The organism is Profundibacter amoris, assembly GCF_003544895.1.
In the GTDB taxonomy this organism is placed as follows: Bacteria; Pseudomonadota; Alphaproteobacteria; order Rhodobacterales; family Rhodobacteraceae; genus Profundibacter; species Profundibacter amoris.
Genome location: NZ_CP032125.1, coordinates 2,020,741 through 2,044,187 on the forward strand (window position 1 = coordinate 2,020,741; position 23,447 = coordinate 2,044,187).

The 23,447-nt window shown below is 57.5% G+C and carries 18 protein-coding genes; 12 read left to right on the plus strand and 6 right to left on the minus strand.

The window, feature by feature from the left end:
* The first annotated feature begins 9 nt into the window (after positions 1-9).
* The 7 genes from BAR1_RS10095 to BAR1_RS10125 all read left to right on the plus strand — a co-directional run bounded on the left by BAR1_RS10095 (position 10) and on the right by BAR1_RS10125 (position 5,722).
* Positions 10-381 (plus strand): hypothetical protein, encoded by a 372-nt coding sequence (locus tag BAR1_RS10095; RefSeq protein ID WP_162891739.1) that lies wholly within the window; start codon positions 10-12, stop codon positions 379-381.
* A 49-nt stretch (positions 382-430) separates the two neighbouring features.
* Positions 431-1,564: a carboxylate-amine ligase gene (locus BAR1_RS10100; RefSeq protein WP_118942906.1), complete on the plus strand. Its 1,134-nt coding sequence runs from the start codon at positions 431-433 to the stop codon at positions 1,562-1,564.
* A gap of 161 nt (positions 1,565-1,725) precedes the next feature.
* The gene (locus BAR1_RS10105) at positions 1,726-2,871 is read left to right on the plus strand and encodes an acyl-CoA dehydrogenase family protein (RefSeq protein ID WP_118944429.1); all 1,146 of its coding nucleotides are present in this window, start codon (positions 1,726-1,728) and stop codon (positions 2,869-2,871) included.
* Positions 2,872-3,900 carry an enoyl-CoA hydratase/isomerase family protein gene (locus BAR1_RS10110; RefSeq protein WP_118942907.1) on the plus strand — a complete coding sequence of 343 codons (1,029 nt, stop codon included), beginning with the start codon at positions 2,872-2,874 and terminating at the stop codon, positions 3,898-3,900.
* A 12-nt stretch (positions 3,901-3,912) separates the two neighbouring features.
* Positions 3,913-4,785, plus strand: coding sequence for a 3-hydroxyisobutyrate dehydrogenase (gene mmsB, locus BAR1_RS10115; RefSeq protein WP_118942908.1), 873 nt, complete (start codon positions 3,913-3,915; stop codon positions 4,783-4,785).
* Entirely contained in the window at positions 4,785-5,441 is a 657-nt protein-coding gene (locus tag BAR1_RS10120) for a Crp/Fnr family transcriptional regulator (protein WP_118942909.1), read from the plus strand. Before mmsB ends, BAR1_RS10120 begins: the two co-directional genes overlap by 1 nt.
* A gap of 71 nt (positions 5,442-5,512) precedes the next feature.
* Positions 5,513-5,722: a YgaP family membrane protein gene (locus BAR1_RS10125; protein ID WP_118942910.1), complete on the plus strand. Its 210-nt coding sequence runs from the start codon at positions 5,513-5,515 to the stop codon at positions 5,720-5,722.
* Between the two features lie 37 nt (positions 5,723-5,759).
* Here the strand turns inward: BAR1_RS10125 and uvrA are convergent, their stop codons facing one another.
* Positions 5,760-8,591: an excinuclease ABC subunit UvrA gene (gene uvrA / locus BAR1_RS10130; RefSeq protein ID WP_118942911.1), complete on the minus strand. Its 2,832-nt coding sequence runs from the start codon at positions 8,589-8,591 to the stop codon at positions 5,760-5,762.
* Positions 8,592-8,761: 170 nt separating this feature from the next.
* On the opposite strand from uvrA, the gene BAR1_RS10135 reads away from it, so the two are divergent.
* Positions 8,762-11,833: a vWA domain-containing protein gene (locus tag BAR1_RS10135; protein ID WP_162891740.1), complete on the plus strand. Its 3,072-nt coding sequence runs from the start codon at positions 8,762-8,764 to the stop codon at positions 11,831-11,833.
* 107 nt (positions 11,834-11,940) lie between these two features.
* Positions 11,941-12,303, plus strand: coding sequence for a rhodanese-like domain-containing protein (locus BAR1_RS10140; protein ID WP_118942913.1), 363 nt, complete (start codon positions 11,941-11,943; stop codon positions 12,301-12,303).
* A gap of 51 nt (positions 12,304-12,354) precedes the next feature.
* Here the strand turns inward: BAR1_RS10140 and lpdA are convergent, their stop codons facing one another.
* The 5 genes from lpdA to BAR1_RS10165 form a co-directional block, all read right to left on the minus strand.
* On the minus strand, positions 12,355-13,761 hold the full coding sequence (lpdA, locus tag BAR1_RS10145) for a dihydrolipoyl dehydrogenase (RefSeq protein WP_118942914.1): 1,407 nt from the start codon (positions 13,759-13,761) through the stop codon (positions 12,355-12,357).
* A 119-nt stretch (positions 13,762-13,880) separates the two neighbouring features.
* Positions 13,881-14,453 (minus strand): DUF924 family protein, encoded by a 573-nt coding sequence (locus BAR1_RS10150; RefSeq protein WP_118942915.1) that lies wholly within the window; start codon positions 14,451-14,453, stop codon positions 13,881-13,883.
* 77 nt (positions 14,454-14,530) lie between these two features.
* Positions 14,531-15,799, minus strand: a complete 1,269-nt coding sequence (locus BAR1_RS10155; RefSeq protein ID WP_118942916.1) for an MFS transporter — start codon at positions 15,797-15,799, stop codon at positions 14,531-14,533.
* A 76-nt stretch (positions 15,800-15,875) separates the two neighbouring features.
* Positions 15,876-16,943, minus strand: a complete 1,068-nt coding sequence (queA, locus tag BAR1_RS10160; protein WP_118942917.1) for a tRNA preQ1(34) S-adenosylmethionine ribosyltransferase-isomerase QueA — start codon at positions 16,941-16,943, stop codon at positions 15,876-15,878.
* Positions 16,943-20,287, minus strand: a complete 3,345-nt coding sequence (locus BAR1_RS10165) for a YhdP family protein (protein WP_118942918.1) — start codon at positions 20,285-20,287, stop codon at positions 16,943-16,945. The genes queA and BAR1_RS10165 overlap by 1 nt, the downstream gene beginning before the upstream one ends.
* A gap of 307 nt (positions 20,288-20,594) precedes the next feature.
* Between BAR1_RS10165 and BAR1_RS10170 the strand changes: the two genes are divergently transcribed.
* The 3 genes from BAR1_RS10170 to BAR1_RS10180 all read left to right on the plus strand — a co-directional run bounded on the left by BAR1_RS10170 (position 20,595) and on the right by BAR1_RS10180 (position 23,398).
* Positions 20,595-21,245, plus strand: a complete 651-nt coding sequence (locus BAR1_RS10170; RefSeq protein WP_118942919.1) for a rhodanese-like domain-containing protein — start codon at positions 20,595-20,597, stop codon at positions 21,243-21,245.
* Positions 21,246-21,591: 346 nt separating this feature from the next.
* Complete coding sequence (locus BAR1_RS10175) at positions 21,592-22,914, plus strand: M23 family metallopeptidase (RefSeq protein WP_194294999.1); 1,323 nt, start codon at positions 21,592-21,594, stop codon at positions 22,912-22,914.
* Complete coding sequence (locus BAR1_RS10180; RefSeq protein WP_118942920.1) at positions 22,904-23,398, plus strand: bactofilin family protein; 495 nt, start codon at positions 22,904-22,906, stop codon at positions 23,396-23,398. The genes BAR1_RS10175 and BAR1_RS10180 overlap by 11 nt, the downstream gene beginning before the upstream one ends.
* Positions 23,399-23,447: the final 49 nt, after the last annotated feature.

Here is a 23,447-nt window from a genome sequence, read left to right on the forward strand (position 1 = left end):
AGCGGAACTGTGACAACTGATGACTATTTGGCGGTTGTCGAAGGTGTGCGGGATCATCCTGATTTTAAGGTTCAGTTCAAACACCTGATCGACCTGACGCATCTGACTGGAATCAAGCGCGAGTATATCAAGGTCATAATGGCACAGGCACGGATCGCGGAACTGGTGGCCAAATCAACCTCTGACATCCTCAGCGTGGTCGTTGCACCGACACCCGTCGCGATGGAAGCAGCCTCGATGGTCATTCGGTCCTGGGACAAGCTGGATACACCCGTTGTGCGCCGGATCGTATCAAATATGTCCGAAGCCGAAGCCCTGCTGGGATGCCGCAAAGGCACCTTGCCGGAATTGCTAAAACAACCCGGCTACCCCTTGCCATAATCCAAAACCCCTGCAATCCTGCCCTTATAACAACTAAGGGGAGGATGCCGTGCCCTATCAAGAGCCGCCTTTCACCATGGGAGTCGAGGAAGAATACCTTCTGGTCGACCGTGAAACACTGGAACTGGCCCGCGCACCGCAAGCATTGATGGACAGTTGCATGGCCGAAATGGACGGTCAGGTCAGCCCCGAATTTCTGCAATGCCAGATCGAGGTCGGGACCAAGGTGTGCCAGACCATTGGGGACGCCCGCGAGGATCTGAAACGCCTGCGCGCCTGTATCTCGAACCATGCCGCCGATCACGGGCTGGTGCCGATCACGGCCTCGTGCCACCCTTTTGCCGACTGGAAGGACCAGCACCACACCGACAAGGACCGCTACAATGAATTGCAGCAGGATCTGGCGGGTGTGGTGCGCCGGATGCTGATTTGCGGTATGCATGTGCATGTGGGCATCGCTCAAAAAGACCTGCGCATCGACCTGATGAACCAGCTGACCTATTTCCTGCCGCATCTTTTAGCCCTGTCCACCTCGTCGCCTTTCTGGCAGGGCGATGATACCGGTCTGGCCAGTTACCGCCTGACAGTGTTCGACAACCTGCCCCGCACCGGCCTGCCGCCGCAACTGCGCAGCTGGGGTGAATTCGAGCGATCGGTTCAGGCGCTGGTCGGGTTGGGCGTGATCGAGGACAGCAGCAAAATCTGGTGGGATTTACGCCCCTCGTCACGCTTTCCCACCATTGAATCCAGGATTTGCGATGTTTCCCCGCGTCTGGAACACGCCTTGTCCCTTGCCGCGCTGACCCAGTGTCTTACGCGGATGCTGTGGCGGCTGTCCCGGAAAAATCAGCGCTGGCGGCTGTATGACAACTTCCTTGTGTCCGAAAACCGCTGGCGGGCGCAACGCTATGGCGTCACCGGCGGGCTGATTGATTTTGGCCGTGGTGAAATCGTGCCGATGGGCGAGTTGGTGCAGGAAATGATCGGCTTGCTGGCCCAAGACGCCGAGGCGCTGGATTGCACGGCCGAAATTGAAAACGCCCTTGAGATCACCAAAAACGGCAACAGTTCCGAGCGCCAACGCGCCACCTATCAGGCCGCCATTGCCACCGGAAAAACGACAGATGACGCCCTGCGCGATGTGGTGCGCCACCTGATCGAGGAATATCACGCTGATTTGTGACGCCACATATCCACTGGCCCGAGCTGTTTTCTTTCAAAGAAAACAGGCCGAAATCTTTCAAAGTTTTCGGATCAGCCGACGCTCTCAAGTTGCCGCTTGCAAAACTCCTGCAAGAATTGGAAATTAAACAGGCGTTCAATTCATTTGCTGCGGGGAACACCATGGATTTTGCACTAACCGAAGAACAAACCCTGATTTTCGACATGGCCAAGGCCTTTGGCGAAGAACACATCGCCCCCTTTGCCCGGGACTGGGAAAAAACCGGTGACATCCCCAAAGACCTGTGGCCCAAACTGGCCGAACTGGGGTTTGGTGGCTTGTATGTGTCCGAGGAAAACGGCGGCGCGGGCCTGACCCGTCTGGACGCAACATTGGTGTTCGAGGCGCTGTCGATGTCCTGCCCTTCGGTTGCGGCGTTCCTGTCGATCCACAACATGTGCGCCGCGATGATGGACAAATTCGCCTCCCCCGAGTTGCGCGACAAATACCTGCCCCGCGCCATCACGATGGAAACGTTTTTCTCCTACTGCCTGACCGAACCCGCCACCGGTTCGGATGCGGCAGCACTGAAAACCAAAGCGGTTGAAACCGACGCAGGCTTTGCCCTGACCGGCACCAAGGCCTTCATTTCCGGCGGCGGTTATTCGGATGCCTATATCGTCATGGCCCGCAGCGGTGGCGACGGACCCAAAGGTATTTCCGCCTTTGTGATTGATGATGGCACCGAGGGCCTCAGCTTTGGCGGGCTTGAGGAAAAGATGGGCTGGCGCAGTCAACCGACCCGTCAGGTGCAACTGGACAATTGCCAGATACCGGCGGGCAACCTGCTGGGGGAACTTGGCAAGGGCTTTACCTATGCGATGAAGGGTCTGGACGGCGGGCGTTTGAATATCTCGGCCTGTTCACTGGGCGGGGCGCAATCCGCGCTGACCAGAACGCTGGACTATATGGGCGAGCGCAAGGCCTTCGGCCGCCCGATTGACCAGTTTCAGGCGCTGCAATTCCGGCTGGCGGACATGGAAATCGAACTGGCCGCCGCACGGGTGTTCCTGCATCAGGCGGCGTGGAAGCTGGATCAGGGCGCGCCGGACGCTACGAAATACTGCGCCATGGCCAAGAAATTCGTCACCGAGGCCGGCAGCCGCATTGTGAACCAATGCCTGCAACTGCATGGTGGTTACGGCTATCTGGCGGATTACGGCATCGAGAAACTGGTGCGCGATTTGCGGGTGCATGAAATCCTTGAGGGCACCAATGAAATCATGCGCATGATCACGGCGCGGCAAATGCTGGCGGAGCGCGGGTAGATGGCCGAAATCGACATTCGCAAAGACGGTAAACTTGGGCGGATCACCTTGAATCGCCCCGAGGCGCTGAATGCGCTGACCTACGAGATGTGCCTTGCGATTGAAAAGGCGCTGGATGCGTGGCGCGAGGATGACGATGTTAAAATGCTGCTGATTGATGCGGCAGGGGATCGGGCGTTTTGCGCCGGCGGTGATATTGCCGAAATGTATGCCAGCGGCAAACGGGGCGATTATGAATACGGGCGCAGGTTCTGGCGCGACGAATACCGGATGAACGCCAAACTGTTCGAATTCCCCAAACCCGTGGCCAGCCTGATGCAGGGGTTTACCATGGGCGGCGGCGTTGGTGTGGGCTGTCACGGCAGCCACCGGATTGTCGGCGAAAGCAGCCAGATTGCGATGCCGGAATGCGGCATCGGTCTGGTGCCGGATGTGGGTGGCTCGCTGATCCTGGCCCGCGCGCCCGGACGGCTGGGCGAATACATCGGCACCACCGGCGCACGGCTGGGGGCAGATGATGCGATTTACGCGGGTTTTGCCGATTACTACATCCCTGAATCAGACTGGCCCGCATTAACGTCGGCGCTGGTGGAAAGCGGGGATTGGGAATTGATCGATCAGGCCGCGCAAACCCCGACCGAAGGGCGCCTGAAAGGGCAAGAGGCCGAGATCAACAAACATTTTGGCGGCGAGACACTGGGCGACATCCTGCGTTCGCTTCAAACCGAGGACAGTGATTTCACCTCGGCCGCGATGCGATCACTGGGCCGCAATGCGCCTTTGTCGATGGGCTGCACGGTGGAAATCGTGCATCGTTTGCGCGGGGCCGACGACATCCGCCGCGCGCTGGATCTGGAATACCGCTTTACCTACCGGTCAATGGAACACGCCGATTTTATCGAGGGCATCCGCGCCGCCATCATCGACAAGGACCGCAAACCGGTGTGGAAACATATATTGGGTGCCCCCATAGATGCGGATGTCACCAAAATGCTGCTGCCGCTTGGGGCGGATGCGCTGAAACTTTAAGGGAGAAACGAAATGAAAGTCGGATTTATTGGCCTTGGCAACATGGGCGCCCCGATGGCACAGAATCTGGCCAAGGCGGGCCACGATGTAACGGGGTTCGACCTGCAAGCCCCCTGCCCCGAAGGTGTAAGCAAAGCCGAAACTGCCGCCGGGGCCGCCAAAGGGCAGGACGTGGTGATCACCATGCTGCCAAACGGCGCGATCCTGCGCTCGGTCGCGGATGAAATCATCCCCGCGATGGACAAGGGGGCGGTGCTGCTGGATTGCTCGACCGTCGATGTGGAAAGCGCGCGTGCGGTGGCCGAACAGGCCGAAGCGGCCGGTGTGATGGCAGTGGACGCGCCGGTTTCGGGCGGGGTTGGCGGTGCCTCGGGTGGCACGCTGACCTTTATGGCCGGTGGCAGGCAAGAAGCATTCGCCAAGGTGAACCCGCTGTTTGACGTGATGGGGCAAAAGGCCGTGCATTGCGGCGATTCCGGTGCGGGGCAATCGGCGAAAATCTGTAACAACATGATCCTTGGCGTCACCATGATCGCCACCTGCGAGGCCTTTGCACTGGCCGACAAACTGGGGCTGGACCGGCAGAAAATGTTCGATGTGGTCAGCACTTCATCCGGCTATAGCTGGACCATGAACGCCTATTGCCCCGCCCCCGGTGTTGGCCCGACCTCGCCCGCCGATAATGACTATCAGCCGGGCTTTGCAGCCGAACTGATGCTGAAAGATTTGCGTCTGTCACAACAGGCCGCCGAAGCGGTGGACGCGGACACGCCGATGGGGCATTCTGCAACGGATCTGTATGCACAGTTCGTTGAACAGGAAGGCGGAAAAGGAATGGATTTCAGCGCAATGCTCCCCCGTTTTGAAAAACGCCACCGCGGCTGATGGGCTGGGTTTCGCAGGCGCCGGACCTTGCCGGTCTGGATGCCGAAACCACGTCCCGTTTAAACACGTTAACGCCAATGGATGTCCCCAAAGGGGCCATCCTGTTTTCGCCCGGCGATTCCGTTAAGGGCTATGTCGTCGTGCTGTCGGGCAAGGTAAATGTGTCGCTGACCGGATCAACCGGACGTGAAATGCTGCTTTATGCCGTAGTGCCCGGACAATCCTGCATCCAGAGCACCTTGGGCCTGTTGGGCGGTGATGATTACACCGCCGAGGCCGTTGCCGAAAGCGACAGCCGGTTGGTTCTACTGCCCCGCGCGATGTTCATGGATTTGCTGGATTCCTCGCAAACGTTCCGCGCTTTGGTGTTCACCGCCTTTGCCGGAAGGATGCAAACCATGATGCAACTACTTGAAAAGGTTGCATTTCAACGGGTTGAATGCCGCCTTGCCGCTTATCTGTTGGCGCAGGCGGGCCCAGATGATACCCTTGACGTAACCCAGCAGGATCTGGCCACGGCTGTGGGCAGCGCCCGCGAAGTGATTTCACGCAGGCTGGATGCGTGGTCGCGGCGGGGCTGGGTGAAAACAGGGCGCGGGACAGTAAAAATCGTTGATAAAGACGCCCTGAAAACGCTGGCAGACGAACCTATGTGACCCTGTCACAGACACAGGCGGAAGGAATCGGTTAAACATCCTGCAAGACGGATTAACCAAGGAGACTTCCTATGCTTAAGAAAAATATCGGCAATCTTGACCGCATCATTCGCTTTGTCGTCGGGGCCGCACTGCTCATCGCCTATTTCGTCATGGATAACGCAAGCCCGTGGCTGCTGATCGGGATCATCCCGCTGGCCACCAGCCTGATGTCCAGTTGCCCGGCCTATACACTGCTGGGCCTGAACACCTGCCCGATGAAAGACAAAAGCGAAAGCTGATGCCAATGCAGCCCCGGACATGATCCGGGGCCTGCCCTTATTCCAGCATCCCCTTCAGATACTGGCCGGTATAGCTGTGTTCAACCTGTGCCACGTCCTCGGGCGTGCCAACGGCGACAATCTCGCCGCCCCCGTCCCCGCCCTCAGGGCCGATGTCGATGATCCAGTCGGCGGTTTTCACCACATCCAGATTGTGTTCGATCACCACCACCGTGTTGCCCTGATCGACCAGTTCGTGCAGCACTTCCAGCAGCTTGCGCACATCCTCGAAATGCAACCCCGTGGTGGGTTCGTCCAGAATATAGAGTGTGCGTCCGGTCGAGCGTTTGGCCAGTTCCTTGGACAGTTTCACCCGCTGGGCCTCGCCGCCTGACAGCGTGGTCGCCTGCTGGCCAACCTTGATATAGCCAAGACCCACCCGCATCAGCGCGTCCATCTTTTCGCGGATGCTGGGCACGGCCTGGAAAAACCCCTGCGCTTCCTCGACCGTCATATCCAGCACATCGGCAATGCTTTTGCCCTTGAAGCGGATTTCCAGCGTTTCGCGGTTATAGCGTTTGCCCTGACAGGTTTCGCATTGCACATAAACATCGGGCAGAAAGTGCATCTCGATCTTGATCAGCCCGTCGCCCTTGCAGGCCTCGCAACGCCCGCCCTTGACGTTGAAGGAAAACCGACCCGGTTTATAGCCGCGGGTTTTGGATTCCGGCAGGCCGGCGAACCAGTCGCGGATCGGGGTGAAGGCGCCGGTATAGGTGGCGGGGTTTGAACGCGGCGTGCGGCCGATCGGTCGCTGGTCGATGTCGATCACCTTGTCCAGATGCTCCAGCCCCTTGATGGTTTCACAAGGCGCGGGCGTTTGGCGGGCACCGTTCAGGCGCATCGAGGCAGTTTTGAACAGGGTTTCGATGGTCAGGGTGGATTTGCCGCCGCCCGATACGCCGGTCACACAGGTGAATTTCGCCAGCGGAAATTCGGCGGTTACGGCTTTCAGATTATTGCCGGTCGCCTTGACCACCTTGATTTTCTTCTTGTTCCCCTTGCGCCGCACCTTTGGCACCGCGATTTCGCGCACGCCGGTCAGGTATTGACCGGTCAGCGAGGCCGGATCATTGGCCACCTGATCAGGCGTGCCTTGCGATACGACCTGCCCGCCATGCACACCGGCGCCGGGACCGATGTCGAACACATAATCGGCAGAGCGGATCGCCTCTTCGTCGTGTTCCACCACGATCACCGTATTGCCCTGATCGCGCAGGTTTTTCAGGGTCTGCAACAGGCGGCCATTGTCGCGCTGGTGCAACCCGATGGATGGTTCGTCCAGCACATACAAAACCCCCGTCAGGCCCGAACCGATCTGGCTGGCCAGCCGGATCCGCTGGCTTTCGCCCCCCGATAGGGTGCCGGAATTGCGGCTAAGGGTCAGGTAATCCAGCCCGACATTGTTCAGGAACCCCAGCCGCTCGATGATCTCTTTCAGAATGGCGCGGGCGATTTCATTCTTTTGCACCGACAGGTGGTTGGGCACGTCGGTGAACCAGTCCAGCGCCTCTTTGATCGACATCTGCACCACCTGCCCCGCGTGCAAGCCGTTGATTTTAACCGCTAATGCCTCGGGACGCAGGCGGTACCCCTCGCATGTCGCGCAAGGGCGGTTGTTCTGGTATCGCTCGAATTCCTCGCGAATCCAGTTGCTGCCGGTTTCCCGATAGCGGCGTTCCATATTCGGGATCACACCTTCGAATGCGCGGCTAACCTCGTAAATCCGCCCGCCTTCGTCATAGCGGAATTTGATCAGATCATCGCCCGAACCATAAAGGAACACCTGCTGGATATGTTTGGGCAAATCCTTCCACGGGGTGTTTTTGTCGAATTCGTAATGGCGGGCGATGGATTCGATGGTTTGCAGGAAATAGGGCGATTTGCCTTTGCGCCACGGGGCCAGCGCGCCGTTATAGAGCGTCAGGGTTTTGTCCGGCACCACAAGCTGTTCGTCAAAAAACAGCTCGACCCCCAGCCCGTCACAATCGGGGCAGGCACCGAAGGGGGCGTTGAAAGAAAACAGCCGCGGTTCGATTTCCGGAATGGTGAAGCCGGACACCGGACAGGCGAATTTTTCGCTGAAAACATGGCGCTCGGGCTCCTCGGTGGCGGTTTCCAGAATGGCGATACCATCAGCCAGATCAAGCGCGGTGCGCAGACTGTCCGCTAGCCGGGTTTCCATGCCCTCGCGGATTACGATGCGGTCCACAACCACGTCGATGTCATGGCGGAATTTCTTGTCCAGCACGGGTGGTTCGTCCAGCTCGTAGAATGTGCCATCCACCTTGATACGTTGAAAGCCGGATTTTCGTAACTCGATGAATTCCTTGCGGTATTCACCTTTGCGGTCGCGCACGATCGGCGCCAGAAGATAGGCGCGGGTGCCTTCCTCCATTGCCATGATGCGGTCCACCATATCCTGCACCTGCTGGGCCTCGATCGGTTTGCCGGTGGCCGGACTAAAGGGGGTGCCGACGCGGGCGAACAACAGGCGCAGATAGTCGTAAATCTCGGTCACGGTGCCGACGGTCGAACGGGGGTTTTTGCTGGTGGTTTTCTGTTCAATCGAAATCGCGGGCGACAGGCCGGAAATGTGGTCCACATCCGGTTTTTCCATCATATCCAGAAACTGGCGCGCATAGGCCGACAGTGATTCAACATACCGGCGCTGCCCCTCGGCATAGACCGTGTCAAACGCCAAAGACGACTTGCCCGACCCCGACAAACCGGTGATCACCACCAGTTCATAGCGCGGAATATCCACGTCTATGTTCTTCAGATTATGCTCGCGCGCCCCGCGCACTTCGATGTTTTTCTGCTCTGCCATGTCTCACCCGTTCACCAGTTGTTAAGGGTTAGAGCAAAATGCGCAGAAGGCCAATGGAAAAGCAGGAACAAAGGCGGAACAATGCCGAAGGAATAGAATTCCATACTACCTTACCTATGGTAATCGGTTTACCGTCGGGTCATAAAACACATTCACAGTGGAATCACACCATGCTCAAGCATATTTTCGCCGCCCTTCTTTGCCTTCTTCCCATTTTCGCCCAGGCACAGGAAAATCCCCGCGCCATTCTGGTGCTGGATGCCTCTGGGTCCATGTGGGGGCAAATCGACGGCAAGGCGAAAATCACCATTGCGCAGGATGTGATCGGAAAATTGCTGGCCACCTTGCCCGAGGATCAGGAACTGGGGCTGACGGTTTACGGCCACCGCCGCAAAGGCGATTGCAGCGATATCGAAACCGTGATCCAGCCCGGCACCGGCACGCGCGACGCGATTGCCGCAGCCGTGAACGCGATCAAGCCCAAGGGCAAAACACCCCTGTCCGCCGCTGTTATTCAGGCCGCCGAAGCCTTGAAATATACCGAGGAAAAGGCCACCGTCATTCTGGTATCGGATGGCCGTGAAACCTGCGAATTGAACCCCTGCGAAGTGGGTCGCAAGCTGGAAGAAGCCGGCATTGATTTCACCGCACATGTGATTGGCTTCGACATTTCCAACCCGCAGGACAAGGCCGAATTGCAATGCCTTGCCGAAGAAACCGGCGGCACCTTTCGCACCGCCAGCAACGCGGCCGAACTGGCCGATGCGTTGCAGGTTGCGGCCGAACCCGAGCCGGTCGGTGTCGGTTTCGCGGTTCTGGAAAAGGGCAGCGACAAACCAATTCAGAATCCGCTGATCTGGACCCTGACCTATGAGGGTCAAACCCTTATCGACACACTACCGCATGAAAACTCATTCGGCATGGAATTCCTGCCCGGCAATGGCCATGTCGAGGTCATGCGCCCCGAGGACGAAGCCTTTGCAGAACTGGATTTCACCGTCGCGGACAAGGCCCAGAAGGTCTATCTGGAATTGTCCAAACTGCTGCCCCAAGCCTCGATTGACGCCCCAAGCGAGGCCCCGGCCGGTAGCGAGATCACCGTGAACTGGGGCGGCCCCGATAAAAGCAGCGATGTGATTGCGCTGGCCAATCCACAGGATAGTGCGGCTGAAGGTGTCGCAAACGTGAACCTCTATTTCTATGTCGACCAGAGCGCCAACCACACCGAACAGATGCGCCTTCCGACCACGCCGGGTATTTACGAACTGCGCTATCAAACCTCGACAGGGAATGGCGATATTCTGGCCCGCAAGACGATCAAGGTAACCGAGTTTGCCTTTGACATCAGCGCGCCCGACAAAGTGTCGGTTGGCACCAAATTTGATTTGGAATGGAAATCGCCCACCAACAAGGGTTATACTATTTCACTGGCCAAACCGGATGACAGTTCGAACGATCACATCGCCTATCTCTATGCCGATCAATACCCCGACACCAAGGCGACAATGACCGCCCCCACCAAACCGGGCACCTATGAGCTGCGGCTTCAGGATGCCCTTGGGCATGGCAATATCCTTGCGCGCCATACCATCGCGGTCAGCGAAGTCGAAGCCAGTCTGATTGCCCCCGATACGGTCGAAGTGGGTGAAACATTCAAGGTGGTCTGGGATGGCCCGAACAAGCAAATCAGCGGCGGCGGGGATTACATCGCCATTTCCGAAACCGGCAGCAAGGCCAATTCGGAAATCACCTATGCCTATACAAAAGACAGCGAAAACAACACGGTCGAAATAATCGCGCCGGTCCACCCCGACACCTACGAAGTGCGCTATGTGCTGAACGGTAATAGCAACAGGGTTCTGGCCCAGCAGAAACTGGTGGTGACACCTGTTACGGCCACCGTCGGTTTTGAAGGCCCCGCCGAGGCGGGCGGTACGCTGGATGTGTCATGGACCGGCCCCGACAGGCAGATCAGTGGCGGCGGCGACTATATTGCCCTGTCCAAACCGGGCAGCAAGGGGAACGAGGAAATCACCTATGCCTATACCAAGGACAGCGAAGGCAATGTTGTGGCGCTCGAGGTGCCAACAACACCGGGCACCTATGAAATCCGTTATATTTTGAACGGCCGCGATAAAATCATTCTGGCCTCCAAAGACGTGCAAGTTGTGCCGGTCAGCGCCACTCTGGAATTTGCCAGCCCCGCCCCTGCCGGCGGCAAGCTGGCGGTCACATGGAGTGGACCCGGTGGCGACGATTACCTTGCCATCGCCCAACCCGGTATGAAGGTGAGCGAGGAAGTCACCTATGCCTATGTCCGAGACAGCGACGGGAATACTTTGGACATCGACATCCCCACAACCCCCGGCACCTACGAGTTGCGCTATATCCAGAAGGGAAACGAGAAGAAAATCCTTGTGGTTCGGGAACTGCTGGTCCAGCCGGTCAGCGCCTCGCTTGAATTCTCCAGCCCCGCCCCTGCCGGTAGCAAGCTGGCGGTCACATGGAGTGGACCCGGTGGCGACGATTACCTTGCCATCGCCCAACCCGGTATGAAGGTGAGCGAGGAAGTCACCTATGCCTATGTCCGAGACAGCGACGGTAATGTGCTTGAATTGGACATCCCCACAACGCCCGGCACCTATGAAGTGCGCTATATCCAGAAAGGCAATGAACGTAAAATCCTTGCCACTGAGCAGTTGGTGGTCGAACCCGTCAAGGCCACACTGGAATTCGCCAGCCCCGCCCCTGCCGGTGGCAAGTTGCTGGTGACATGGGATGGTCCGGGGGACGATGATTATATCGCAATCGCACTTGCGACGATGGGTGTGGGCGATGAGGTAACCTATGTCTATCTTAGAAACAGTGACGCCAATACGATTGAAATCGACATCCCAGCGGCCCCCGGCCCCTATGAGCTGCGCTATGTCCAGAAGGGGAACGAACGTAAAATCCTTGCGGCTGTGCCCTTGAATGTGGTGCCGATGACTGCCAGCCTTCAGGCAGGTGAAACCGCGGCGCGGGGTGATACGGTTCAGGTCACATGGGAAGGTCCGGCCCATCGCCGCGATACCATCATCATCGCCAAACCCGGGTCCGACAGTGCCGAGGCCTTTGCCAGTGTTGCCGGTGGATCACCTGCCACGCTTTATGCACCGATGGTCGCAGGGGATTACGAGATCCGCTATATCTATGGCCCGCTGAACAAAGTGCTGGCTACCATCCCGCTGAAGGTGGAGTAGCGGAACAAAACAAGGGGCGATATTATAATTGCCCCTTGTCATATTCTGTTTACTGAATATATATAGCGGCCAACAGCAATTCCATTCCAAACCGGACAGGACCAAACATGTTTAACCTATTCAATCGCGCCGCCGGGCCGCAGCTATCCATGACCGATGCGATTCAGCAGGTGGCTGACGGGGAAATGCTGCTGTTTGATGTGCGCGACGCAAACGAGTTGGCCCAGACAGGCAAGGCCGAAGGGGCGATCCACCTGCCGCTGGTTTCGTTCCAGATGAAAACCGATCCGCGCAGCCCCGAAGTGCTGCCCGAACTGGATGTGAACAAGCCTGTCGGAATTTATTGCGCCACCGGTGCGCGTTCGGGCATGGCTGTGCGGGCGATGCAGCAAATGGGCTATCAGACCGTGCATAATCTGGGTGGTCTGGGAAATTGGGCCAATGCAGGCGGCAAAATCGTTCGCGCCTGATATCCCCCTGAATATACGGTAAAAACAGGCAGCCCCAAAGGGCTGCCTTTTCTACATGTGGATCACACGCCCATAGGCATCCAGCACGCTTTCATGCATCATTTCCGATAGGGTCGGATGCGGGAATACCGTGTGCATCAGGTCTTCCTCGGTGGTCTCCAGCTGCCGCCCGATCACATAGCCCTGAATCAGTTCCGTCACCTCGGCCCCGATCATATGCGCACCCAGCAATTCGCCGGTTTTCGCGTCAAATATGGTCTTCACCATCCCCTCGGCCTCGCCCAAAGCAATCGCCTTGCCGTTGCCGATATAGGGGAAACGCCCGACCTTGATGTCATATCCCAGCTCTTTGGCCTTGGCCTCGGTATAGCCCACGGATGCCACCTGCGGCGTGCAATATGTGCAACCGGCGATGCTTTCGGGGCGCACAGGGTGCGGTTTTTGTCCCGCGATCAGTTCTGCCACCATCACGCCCTCATGGCTGGCCTTATGCGCCAGCCAAGGCGGCGCGGCGATGTCGCCAATCGCAAACAGACCCTCCACACCGGTGCGGCAATATTCGTCCACCACCACATGGCTGCGGTCCAGTTTCACACCCAGCGCTTCCAGCCCCAGATCCTCGGTATTGCCAACAATCCCGACCGCAGAAATTACCGTGTCAAAGTCCTGCTTCTCAACCTTGCCGCCAACCTCGATATGCGCTGTCACCTTGCCCTTGGCCCGATCCAGCTTTTTCACCATGGCTTTCTCCATGATCTTCATACCCTGTTTCACAAACTGCTTTTTGGCGAATTTGGAAATCTCGGCGTCCTCGACCGGCAGCACGCGGTCCATCACCTCGACCACGGTCGTTTCCGCACCCAGAGTGTTGTAGAAACTGGCAAATTCGATGCCAATCGCGCCGGACCCGATCACCAACAGCTTTTTGGGCATATGCGGCGGGTTCAATGCGTGTTTATAGGTCCAGACCAGCTTGCCGTCGGCCTCTAGCCCCGGCAATTCCCGCGCCCGCGCGCCGGTGGCCAGAATGATGTTTTTCGCCGCCAGTTCCTGCACACCCTTGTCGGTTTTCACCGAAACGCGGCCCTTGGCCGGCAGGGTGGCACTGCCCATCACCACGGTGATCTTGTTCTTTTTCATCAGATGGCCGATGCCGGATGACAACTGCCCCGCCACATCCCGCGACCGTTTCACCACCGCCTTCAAATCAAAGCCGGTTTTTTGTGCCGACAGCCCGAATTCACCGGCCCGTTGCATCAGGTGATAAACCTCGCTGGAACGCAGCAGCGCCTTGGTGGGGATACAGCCCCAGTTCAGACAAATACCGCCCAGATGCTCGCGCTCGACGATGGCCACGCTCAGACCCAGTTGCGCCGCCCGAATGGCGGCCACATAGCCCCCCGGCCCTGCGCCGACAACAATCACATCATAGGTTTGGGGTTTCGCATTTGCGGGCATCTGCATCTCTCCGGCTGATAAACTAGTTTGATATTAAACTATCAGGAACACGGCATCAATGCGCAGCCGTATCAACCGCCCAAAAAGCGCCCAGTCCATTGAAAACAAAGGATATTAAGTCAGGGCTGAACTGCTTGTATCACCGAACCATAGCCACCCTGATCCAGAAATGCGACTTCGGGGGCTGTATCGCGGCGCTCCAATGCCTCGTTGCGATAGGGGAATCGACCGAAGCGGCGGATCACCTCGCGATGTGCCTTGGCGTGCAACAGATTGGATTCGCCACTCTCGGGCATCCGCGTTTTCATGAGGCGCACACAGCGTTCCTGATCGGCCAGACATTCCGAATGCATCAGGGGCAGATAAAAGAACTGCCGCGCAGGTTCCTCAACCTTCATATCCCATTTGCTATCAATCGCCTTTTTCGCCGCACAGCGCGCCATTTTGTCGGTGGCAAAGGCCTGCCCCGAACCACGGAACATATTGCGCGGGAACTGGTCCAGCAGGATCAGGTAGGCCAGCAATGTCGCGGGGCGCAGTTTCCAATCGGCATAGGCGCCATCGCGGGCTTCTTCCCATGCCCCCTGAAACAGGTCGCGGATTTTGGCATCCAACGCCTCGTCCACAAGGAACCAACCTTTCGGCCCGACCTCGCTCAGCCAGAAATCAGTCACTTCATTGGGGTTAAGCATAGGGACACTCCTATAACACATGCTTACCGGTTGAATCGGACCGTTACAAAAGTTTCACAGTTTGGCAACATTCTTTTTCAATCTTGCGCGGAATTGTTGCTTTCTTCCTCTAATGCGGTGTCGATAAACACCTCTTGCGCCAGTTCCACCGCCACAGGCGAGGCTGTCGGTAGCACGGGTGAATAGCTGCCCGTGTCCTCGACGGCGGGGGCCGCGCGTTGTGTCGTCCGGTAGGCCCCGTATAGCGCCAGCGAAACCAGCAGGCCGGCCAGAAACAGGAAAAAACCCCCCGGCCCTACCAGCCCCATCAACCAGCCGGTGATCAGCGGGCCGGTAATGGCACCCAGCCCGTTGATAAACACCAGACCACCGGCGGCGGCGGCCATGTCGTCGTGTTCCAGGAAATCGTTGGTATAGGCGATCAGCAACGCATAAAGCGGGTTGGCCATGCCGCCGACAATAAAGGACGCCGACAGCAACAGTGTGAACTGGTTTTGAAACAGGAACCCCAGCACCGCCGCCACCCCGCCAATGGCGGAAATCACAATGATCAACACACGGCGGTCCATCCGGTCGGAAAACCAGCCGATCGGGAACTGCCATAGCAATGCGCCAATGGTCATTGCCGAAACAAACATCGAAATCTGCCCCAGTGTGAACCCCGCCAAAGCCCCGTAAACCGAGGCCATGCCGAACTGCGCCGAAAACACCCCGCCCAGCATGAACATGCCCACACAGCTTAGGGGGGACAGGTGGTATAATTCCCGCAGGCTCATGGGTTTGGTGGTGTCAAAGGCCGGTGTCGGGCTGATCGACAGCAGGATCGGCGCGAATGAAACCGACACCAGAACCGACGATATGATGAACAGGATATAGCCGGACGGATCACCCAGCACGAACAGCCCCTGCGCCGTCACAACCCCCGCCATCTGCACGATCATATAAAGCGACAGCGCCTGCCCGCGGGTTTCATTGCTGGCCGAATGGTTCAACCAGCTTTCAGCCGTCACATACACGCCGGAAAAGCAAAACCCGATCACCACCCGCCCTAGCGCCCAAGCCGCCGGATGGGCGATGGCCGGATACAGGATCAGCACCGCCGAAATAAGCGACGCCAGCGCTGCAAACACCCGCACATGCCCAACCCGCCGGATCATCAGCGGCGCCATGCGCGAGCCACCAAGAAAGCCAAGGAAATAGGCCGACATCACAATCGACATGGTGACGGTCGAAAACCCCTCGAGGTTCCCGCGCACCCCCAGCAATGTGCCTTGCAACCCGTTGCCGATCATCAGCAACAGAATGCCCAACAGCAACGCCCACGAGCTTTTCAGCACCTGCAACATAAGTTTTCTCCGCACGTTTCCTTAATGTCCGAGCGTGGCGGTTCTGAAATGGATTCGCTGTGCCCGTCGCGACCCTTTAACGTCGGGTTTCACCTTTGGGAAACAAAATCGACGAATCGCCATAGGAAAAGAAGCGATAGCCCTGCGATATGGCGTGCCGGTAGATTTCTTTCACCCGTCCGGTGCCCATCATGGCAGAAACCAGCATCATCAGGGTGGATTTGGGCAAATGAAAATTGGTCATCAGGGCATCGGCGACACGAAACCGGTATCCGGGGCGGATGAAAATATCGGTGCTGCCGCGCCACGGCTGCAACTGGCCACCCTCATCCGCTGCACTTTCGATCAACCGCAACGCCGTGGTGCCCACAGGGATCACCCGACCGCCGCCTGCGTGGGTGGCGTTTACCTCGTCTGCCGCTTGTTGGCTGACGTGGCCCCATTCCGAATGCATCTTGTGCTGGCTGACATCATCCACCTTGACCGGCAGAAAGGTGCCCGCACCGACATGCAGGGTAACATGAGTGAATTCAACGCCCTTGGCCGCAATCCGTGCCAGCAGATCATCATCGAAATGCAGCGACGCCGTGGGGGCTGCCACAGCGCCTTTGTGGCGGGCAAAAACGGTTTGGTAATCCTGTTTGTCCCGCGCGTCCGCCGGACGTTTGGCGGCAATGTAGGGTGGCAAAGGCATTGCACCGGCCTTGGCCAATGCCGCATCAAAATCATCGCCCGTCAGGTTGAAGCGCAATATCGCGGTGCCCTCGGGCTTGTCGATCAGGGTGGCGGACAGGGTATCGGAAAATACCACATCCTCGCCAACCTTCAGCTTTTTCAAAGGCTTGAGAAGCGCCATCCAGTCACCACCGGCCTGTGGCTCCAGCAATGTCACCTCGATCTTCGCCGATACCGGCCCTTGCGCGGATTCGCGGTGGCGCAGGCCAAACAGGCGCGCCGGAATGACCTTGGTGTCGTTCAGCACCAGCCGGTCACCCGCGCGCAACACATCGGGCAGATCGGCCACCGTCCTGTCCTGCATATCATCCCCCCGCACCACCAGCATCCGCGCAGAGGTGCGCGGGCGGGCCGGACGGGTGGCGATCAGTTCGTCGGGCAGATCGAAATCGAAATCGGACAGCTTCATTATTGGGCAACCTTGGGCGGTGGACGTTTGAACAATTCGCGGAACATGCCGGGGGTCAGGATCGACAGCGGGTTTACCCGGATTTTCGGATCCGACGCCTTGCCGGTCATGCGGTAGTTAAAGCCGAACAGGCCTTCGCCCTTGCGGGTGAATATCCGGCCAATCCCGTTGACAAAATAGACCGGCGAAATCACCCCCTGCATGTCCAGCGTGCTGGAGCCAAGGTTGTAAAATCCGTCCATCGACACCCCCATCGAGGCCCCGACCGCACTGCTGGAAATGATAATCACCTGCGTTGGCGTCAGCCGGAACCGCGCCTGATAATCGGTGAACACGATGCCTTTGCCGTTCAACTGTTCCAGCAATCCAACCCCGCTGATTGCGCCCAGCAGATCGGCCATTGCCGGTGCGCCGCGTATCTTGATGGATTTGCCTTCCAGACGGCCGTCATACTGCCCCTCGTATCCTTTGCGCGGCACCAGCGTCAGATCCATCGTGCCCTCGCGCACGGTTTCCAAAACACCGGCGGCCCGAAACACCGCGCCTGCGTCTTTGGATTTGATCCGGAACGCGCTGCCGCCCTTGGAGGGTACCACAATGCCTGAAATCGGGGCCTTGCCGTTGACCCGCGCGGTGTATTCACCGCTAAAGCCGTTGCGGCGGGTGAATGTGCCGCGAAACCCGGTCAGGGTGATGCCTTCGGACACGATTAAACGGTCCAGCGCAACGGTTAGCGACACCCCTCTTGTGCTGGTTGGGGCCGATCCACCACCGCTGCCAAAGGCCGCCTTGCGCGTATCCACCACGCCACCGGTCAAACGCACCGAAGGCGTGGCGCCACGGCCCCGCCCGATCAATTCCACCGGCGCATCCAGCCATCCCGCCAGCTTTACCCGTTTGAACTTGGCGATTTCCAGATCCCCTGCGGCTGTCAATTTCACGCTGCCTTCGGCCCGCAGGCCCGCGCCTTCGATCAACAGTTTGTCAATACGGGGCGGCGTGCCCAATGTGCCGACGACCTCGAGCTTGCCTGTGTGGCTTTTCGACAGCGCCCAACCCAGATCGCTGATCCGCATGCCGACATTTTTCAAATCCGACACCAGCCGGAATTTCGAAGCCTCGCCGCGGCGCAAATCAATTGTTATCTGCCCGCGACCGGCCCCCGTCACACTGCCTTTGGGCAGGCCAATACCGAATTCGTCAATGAACCGCTGCGACAATTCAACCGTGCCTTCCAGACGTGACTGGCCGGCAAATTCCTTGCCCTGTTTCTGATGCCAGGCCCCCTGCACCGGCACCCGCCCCAACAGGCCCGCGCCGGAAATTTCCACATCTTGCGGATTGGCGACCAGGGCCAGCTCCCTGGCCGTCAGCACCCGACCGGCAACCAGCTTGTCACTGCGCACATCGGTCAGGGTGGCCGCCACATCGTAATCCACATCCTCGACCTCGATCTTTTTCACCAGCCGCAGGTGGATTTCAGCCTCCAGCCCAATCCGCCCGGTCGCCAGATCAACCGGCTGGCCGGCCTTGGACATGATGTTGAACGGTTTCTGGTCCAGCAGCGACATCGCGGCATGGATCGGCCCGCGGGCCTTTAGATAGATCACGGCGGGGGGGCCTTTGATGTCAATGTCGGGGATCTGGAAAACCGTGCCGGTGGCATCCATCACTCCGCCCTCGGGCGCGGTAACATCGCCACGGTCCACCACAACCGTCAGCACATTGTCGGCAATGGTTCCATGGCCTGCCCCGTTTTCCACCACCGGCAAATGCTTCATATAACGCACATTGGCATTTTGAAATTCGAACCCCATACCGAACACCGGCTTTTCACCGGAATTCACCCGTATCGCCCCGTTTACATTGAATATTTCAGCCGAATTTACATTCTCGTCTATCCATTCACGGGTGTTGGGCACCACCTTTAACGGCCACAGACCGACCAGACGTTCGGGGGTAATCGCATCCACGCTGGCGTCCATTGCCAGATGCCAGCCCTCGGTATCTGCGGTAACTTTGCCTTTGACCAGATAGCTGTTATCCCCATCCCGCAGCACCGCCTGACCAATATCCAGTTTGAACGGATCAATCCGCAACCGCATGTCCAGCGCCCCGCCGGCAAAACCCACAGGGGCCGCAAAAACACCTTCGGGATCAACCGACAATTCCTGAATTTGAAACTGACCCAGCATCACGGCAGGCACACCGTTGACCATGTCGCGCAGATACCCCTGCCCCTCGACCACCAGTTTTCCAGCCCCGGTCTGCACCGATAATTCGTCAAACCGGATGCGTTGCTCTTTTGGGTCATAGCCGAAATAGGCGCGCCCTGAATCAAAAGCGATGGCGCGGGCCTCTTCGTTTGGTTGCAGAGATCCCTGACCAATTTCCAGCGTGCCATCCATTTGCCCCAGCAAGCCATCTTCGCCAATCTTGGCCCGCATAGCCCCCGAGATCGGCGCATCAAGCACCCCCAGCCAGGCCAGTGCAGGCAGCTGGCTGGCCAGATCACGGGCGGCGACCTGATCAACCTTGATCCCGAAACCGGCCACTGCCGTGCCTTTTTGGGTGTCAAAATTCAGCGCGATTGTCGCCGGTTGTGCCGCCCCGTAATTCAGCGAAAATCCGACACTGATCGCAACTTTTTCGGCGTCCTGCTGCATCTGCATGCGCCCCTCGGTCAGCAACCAGCCACGGCGCGCCCGCGCATCCGAAAAATTCAGGATAAGATGGGTCAGTTCAACCGTTTCGATTGTTCCCAAAACAGGCGTTTCAAACGCCTTGTCCACCCCGTCCAGCAATTGGCCCAGTGTTTTTGTTTCTGTGGCATCCGCATCCGTACTATCCCCCGTCACGTCAACGCCAAACCCCAGATCGAACTGCCCGTTCCTTGCCCGCTTTAACGTCACCGAGGCCTGATCCAAACGCAAATCCGTTGGCCTGATTTCACCCTGGATCAGCGCCTTTGGGGACAACGAAGCACTGGCCATTGCAACTCGTGCGATCACCGCATCCTTGGCATTGCGCAGCACAAGGCCCTTTACGGTGATGGTTGGCTTCAATCCCTTTTCAAAATGCAAACCGATCGCTTCAAACGCCACGTCCCCGTCCGATACAACCGCATTCAACTGGTCCAGAATTCGCACCTGCATCCATTCCGGCGCGCGAATGGATTTTCCCGACATTGCAAAAATGACCAAACCCACTGCAACCAGCAAGATCAGTAACTTGGCCGATCCCCACAACCAATACCCAACCCGCCGCCGGCGACGTTTTCGGCGCTCTGCTTTGCCAGCCTTTACATCCAAGGCTTGCGTGTCTGTGGCTTGCTCTTCGCTCATCTAACCGTTTCGTGCCCTCTTGGCGGCAGGTATTTTCCCCTGCCGTCCCCATACCCCTTACTATGCCGTTAACCGGGTAAAACTGAACCACAAATATGCAATGCAAATTACCAAGCTGCTGAAAACCGCCGATCCCGCCCTTTGTTGCGCTCTAATTATGGCAGAAAACACCCAACATCCGAGCTTTACCCAATATGCCCAAAAATTATCACAATTCTTTCGCAATCATGACAGCATTTACCCGTCTTAGGGCGCTTGCGAAATACATTCATAGTGTTGAATGTTTAGTGAGTAAGGAAACTCGATTATGAAAAAACAACTGGCGGGTCAATTTATTGCGGCAATTGCCGCAACAATATTTGGCGGGGCCTTACAGGCAACGGCACAAGATGTTCGCATTACCGAAGATCTTGCGCAAGTGGAGTATAGCTTCAACGGCAAAACATATACGATCAACCGCAATCAGGATCCGAATGCAAGAATCCCGGATGCCTATGCAAAAACATCCCGTCCCTGCCCTGAATTCTGCGTTCAGCCCATGACCATCCATGAGGGTGTCAATACATATGGCGAGCTGGAATTGCTGTCATTCCTGCAGGAGAAAGTCGATCAGGGGCATGGCTTTCTTATCGATTCCCGCACAAGCGACTGGTATGCCAAGGGCACAATCCCCGGCGCGGTAAACCTGCCATTCAATGCTTTTGTGCCCGGACCGGACAATGTCTTTTTCGACTCGCTCATGGTTATGCTTAGCGGAAAACAGTCTGCTGATGGCAATTGGGAATTCTCCGACCCCAAAGATTTGCTGCTGTTTTGCAATGGCCCCTGGTGCGGTCAATCGCCAACAGCCATTTATAATCTGCTGGCAATCAACTATCCTGCGGAAAAACTACATTACTATCGCGGCGGCATGCAAAGCTGGCTTAGCAACGGCCTTACTGTCGAAATACCGAATTAAAAACCCGATTGGTCGGGCGGGTGTGGTTTGCCGTATCCGCCACCTGCCCGACCGATACGAAACCGGCTGTGAATTGTCCCGATTATCCGAAACCGGAGTGATCCCGTTTCAAGTATCGTTTCAAAGGAAAATTCCATACCTTTGCTATTGCCCTCAGATCGGCGGCACCGAGTAGAATACCCAACATATATCGGCAAAAAACCGCCTGTTTATCATATAGATAGAAATGCGACGCTGTGCCCGGTTCAAATTTCTTGCTCTGAAGTTATCCCTTCGTTAACAAAAGCGGGTGGGATTTGTGATGGGGACGAATTCCACGCTGTGAGACAAACATAGGGCAATAGTTTTGACATCTCGACTAGCGACTAAATTCAACTCGATTCTGGAACGCAAATTTCCCGAGCGCCGTGTATTTCTGCGATCGGAAACGGAAACGAAATTCCTCCGCCTGACACCCGCGACACAATTACTGGGCTGGGTTGGCAGTATCGCCGTTTTTGCCTGGGCCATCTTTGCCACCGCGATCCTGCTGATCGACAGCATCGGATCGGGCAATGTCCGCGAACAGGTCAAACGGGAACAGATCGCTTATGAAACACGCCTGAATGCCCTGTCCGACGAACGTGACCTGCGCGCCCAAGAGGCCGATATGGCCCATCAGCGCTTTAGCGTTGCGCTGGCGCAAATCTCGGAAATGCAGACCAAACTGCTGGAATCCGAAGACAGCCGCGCCGAGCTGGAAAAAGGCATTGATGTCATTCAGTCCACACTGCGCCGCACAATGTCAGAACGTGACACAGCCCGCGCCAAGGCGCAGGAACTGGAAGTTGCCCTGAACGGCGCCGAAGAAAATGGCGCTACAGCTGCCGGGCGGATCGAAGACGCCATTGGCACGCTTGATTTTATGACATCCGCACTGGAAACCACCGCCACCGAGCGTGACCAGATCGCCGCCGATGCGCAGAAAGCCTTTACTCACGCCCAGGAACTGGAATTCCAGGCCGAGCTGATGAAAGAGCGTAATGACCGCATATTTACCCAGCTGGAAGACGCAATGACCATTTCGGTCAAGCCACTGGATAAAATGTTCGCAGCCGCTGGCCTGTCCAGTGACAGTCTGATTTCACAGGTGCGCCGTGGCTATTCCGGTCAGGGCGGCCCGCTGATGCCGCTGTCCTTTTCCACCATGGGTCAGGAACCGGATGCCGATACATTGCGCGCAAATGGCATCCTGAACCAGTTAGACCGGCTGAACCTCTATCGTATCGCTGCACAAAAAGCGCCCTTCGCCCTGCCGGTCAAGGCGGCTTTCCGGTTTACCAGCCCCTTCGGGATGCGCTGGGGCCGGATGCACAAGGGCACCGATTTTGCCGCCGCCCTTGGCACACCGATCTATGCAACAGCCGATGGCGTTGTGATTTCGGCAGGCTGGGGTCAGGGATATGGCAAGCTGGTGAAAATTCAACATGCGTTCGGTATCGAAACCCGTTACGCCCATATGTCTAAAATTCTTGTGAAGGTCGGCCAAAGGGTCTCGCGCGGGCAGCAAGTAGGTGCTATGGGTAACACCGGACGATCAACAGGCACACATCTTCACTACGAAGTACGTGTCGGCGGCAAGGCCGTAAATCCAATGACTTATATCAAGGCAGCGAAAGATGTTTTCTAAGAGCAAAATCAACGAACCCGGCCCCAAGGCGGGCACAAGCGACAAACCGGCCACACCGGACACCGCTAAACCTGCGGGCGATTTTCAGGCCGCAGCGGCAAAACCAAAGCCGCCAGCGTCTGTTCTGTCATCGGATTTGCACATCAAGGGCAATCTGAAAACAACCGGCGACATTCTGATCGAAGGTCAGGTCGAAGGCGACATCCGCGCCCATCTGCTGACGGTTGGCGAAGGCGCCACCATCAAAGGCGAAGTGATGGCCGACGATGTGGTTGTTAACGGTCGTGTTGTAGGCCGCGTGCGCGGGTTGAAGGTGCGTCTGACATCCAGCGCGCGGGTCGAGGGTGATATCATCCACAAAACCATCGCAATTGAGTCAGGCGCCCATTTTGAAGGCTCGGTCCAGCGTCAGGACGACCCGATCAGCAAGACCGGACCAGCCACCGCCAAACCAGCGGCAGGCAAACCGGACGCCAAAGCGTAAACTCTTTCAACACAATATTCTAAACGGGCGCCGCATTGATGCAGGCGCC

Excerpts from the sequence above, each read along its gene's own strand:
- BAR1_RS10120 (WP_118942909.1), top strand. The coding sequence starts at position 4,785 with ATGGGCTGGGTTTCGCAGGCGCCGGACCTTGCCGGTCTGGATGCCGAA.
- BAR1_RS10180 (WP_118942920.1), top strand. The coding sequence starts at position 22,904 with ATGTTTTCTAAGAGCAAAATCAACGAACCCGGCCCCAAGGCGGGCACA.
- BAR1_RS10155 (WP_118942916.1), bottom strand. The coding sequence starts at position 15,799 with ATGTTGCAGGTGCTGAAAAGCTCGTGGGCGTTGCTGTTGGGCATTCTG.
- BAR1_RS10170 (WP_118942919.1), top strand. The coding sequence starts at position 20,595 with ATGAAAAAACAACTGGCGGGTCAATTTATTGCGGCAATTGCCGCAACA.
- BAR1_RS10140 (WP_118942913.1), top strand. The coding sequence starts at position 11,941 with ATGTTTAACCTATTCAATCGCGCCGCCGGGCCGCAGCTATCCATGACC.
- BAR1_RS10110 (WP_118942907.1), top strand. The coding sequence starts at position 2,872 with ATGGCCGAAATCGACATTCGCAAAGACGGTAAACTTGGGCGGATCACC.
- BAR1_RS10135 (WP_162891740.1), top strand. The coding sequence starts at position 8,762 with ATGCTCAAGCATATTTTCGCCGCCCTTCTTTGCCTTCTTCCCATTTTC.
- lpdA (WP_118942914.1), bottom strand. The coding sequence starts at position 13,761 with ATGCCCGCAAATGCGAAACCCCAAACCTATGATGTGATTGTTGTCGGC.
- queA (WP_118942917.1), bottom strand. The coding sequence starts at position 16,943 with ATGAAGCTGTCCGATTTCGATTTCGATCTGCCCGACGAACTGATCGCC.
- BAR1_RS10150 (WP_118942915.1), bottom strand. The coding sequence starts at position 14,453 with ATGCTTAACCCCAATGAAGTGACTGATTTCTGGCTGAGCGAGGTCGGG.
- BAR1_RS10125 (WP_118942910.1), top strand. The coding sequence starts at position 5,513 with ATGCTTAAGAAAAATATCGGCAATCTTGACCGCATCATTCGCTTTGTC.
- BAR1_RS10105 (WP_118944429.1), top strand. The coding sequence starts at position 1,726 with ATGGATTTTGCACTAACCGAAGAACAAACCCTGATTTTCGACATGGCC.
- mmsB (WP_118942908.1), top strand. The coding sequence starts at position 3,913 with ATGAAAGTCGGATTTATTGGCCTTGGCAACATGGGCGCCCCGATGGCA.
- BAR1_RS10165 (WP_118942918.1), bottom strand. The coding sequence starts at position 20,287 with ATGAGCGAAGAGCAAGCCACAGACACGCAAGCCTTGGATGTAAAGGCT.
- uvrA (WP_118942911.1), bottom strand. The coding sequence starts at position 8,591 with ATGGCAGAGCAGAAAAACATCGAAGTGCGCGGGGCGCGCGAGCATAAT.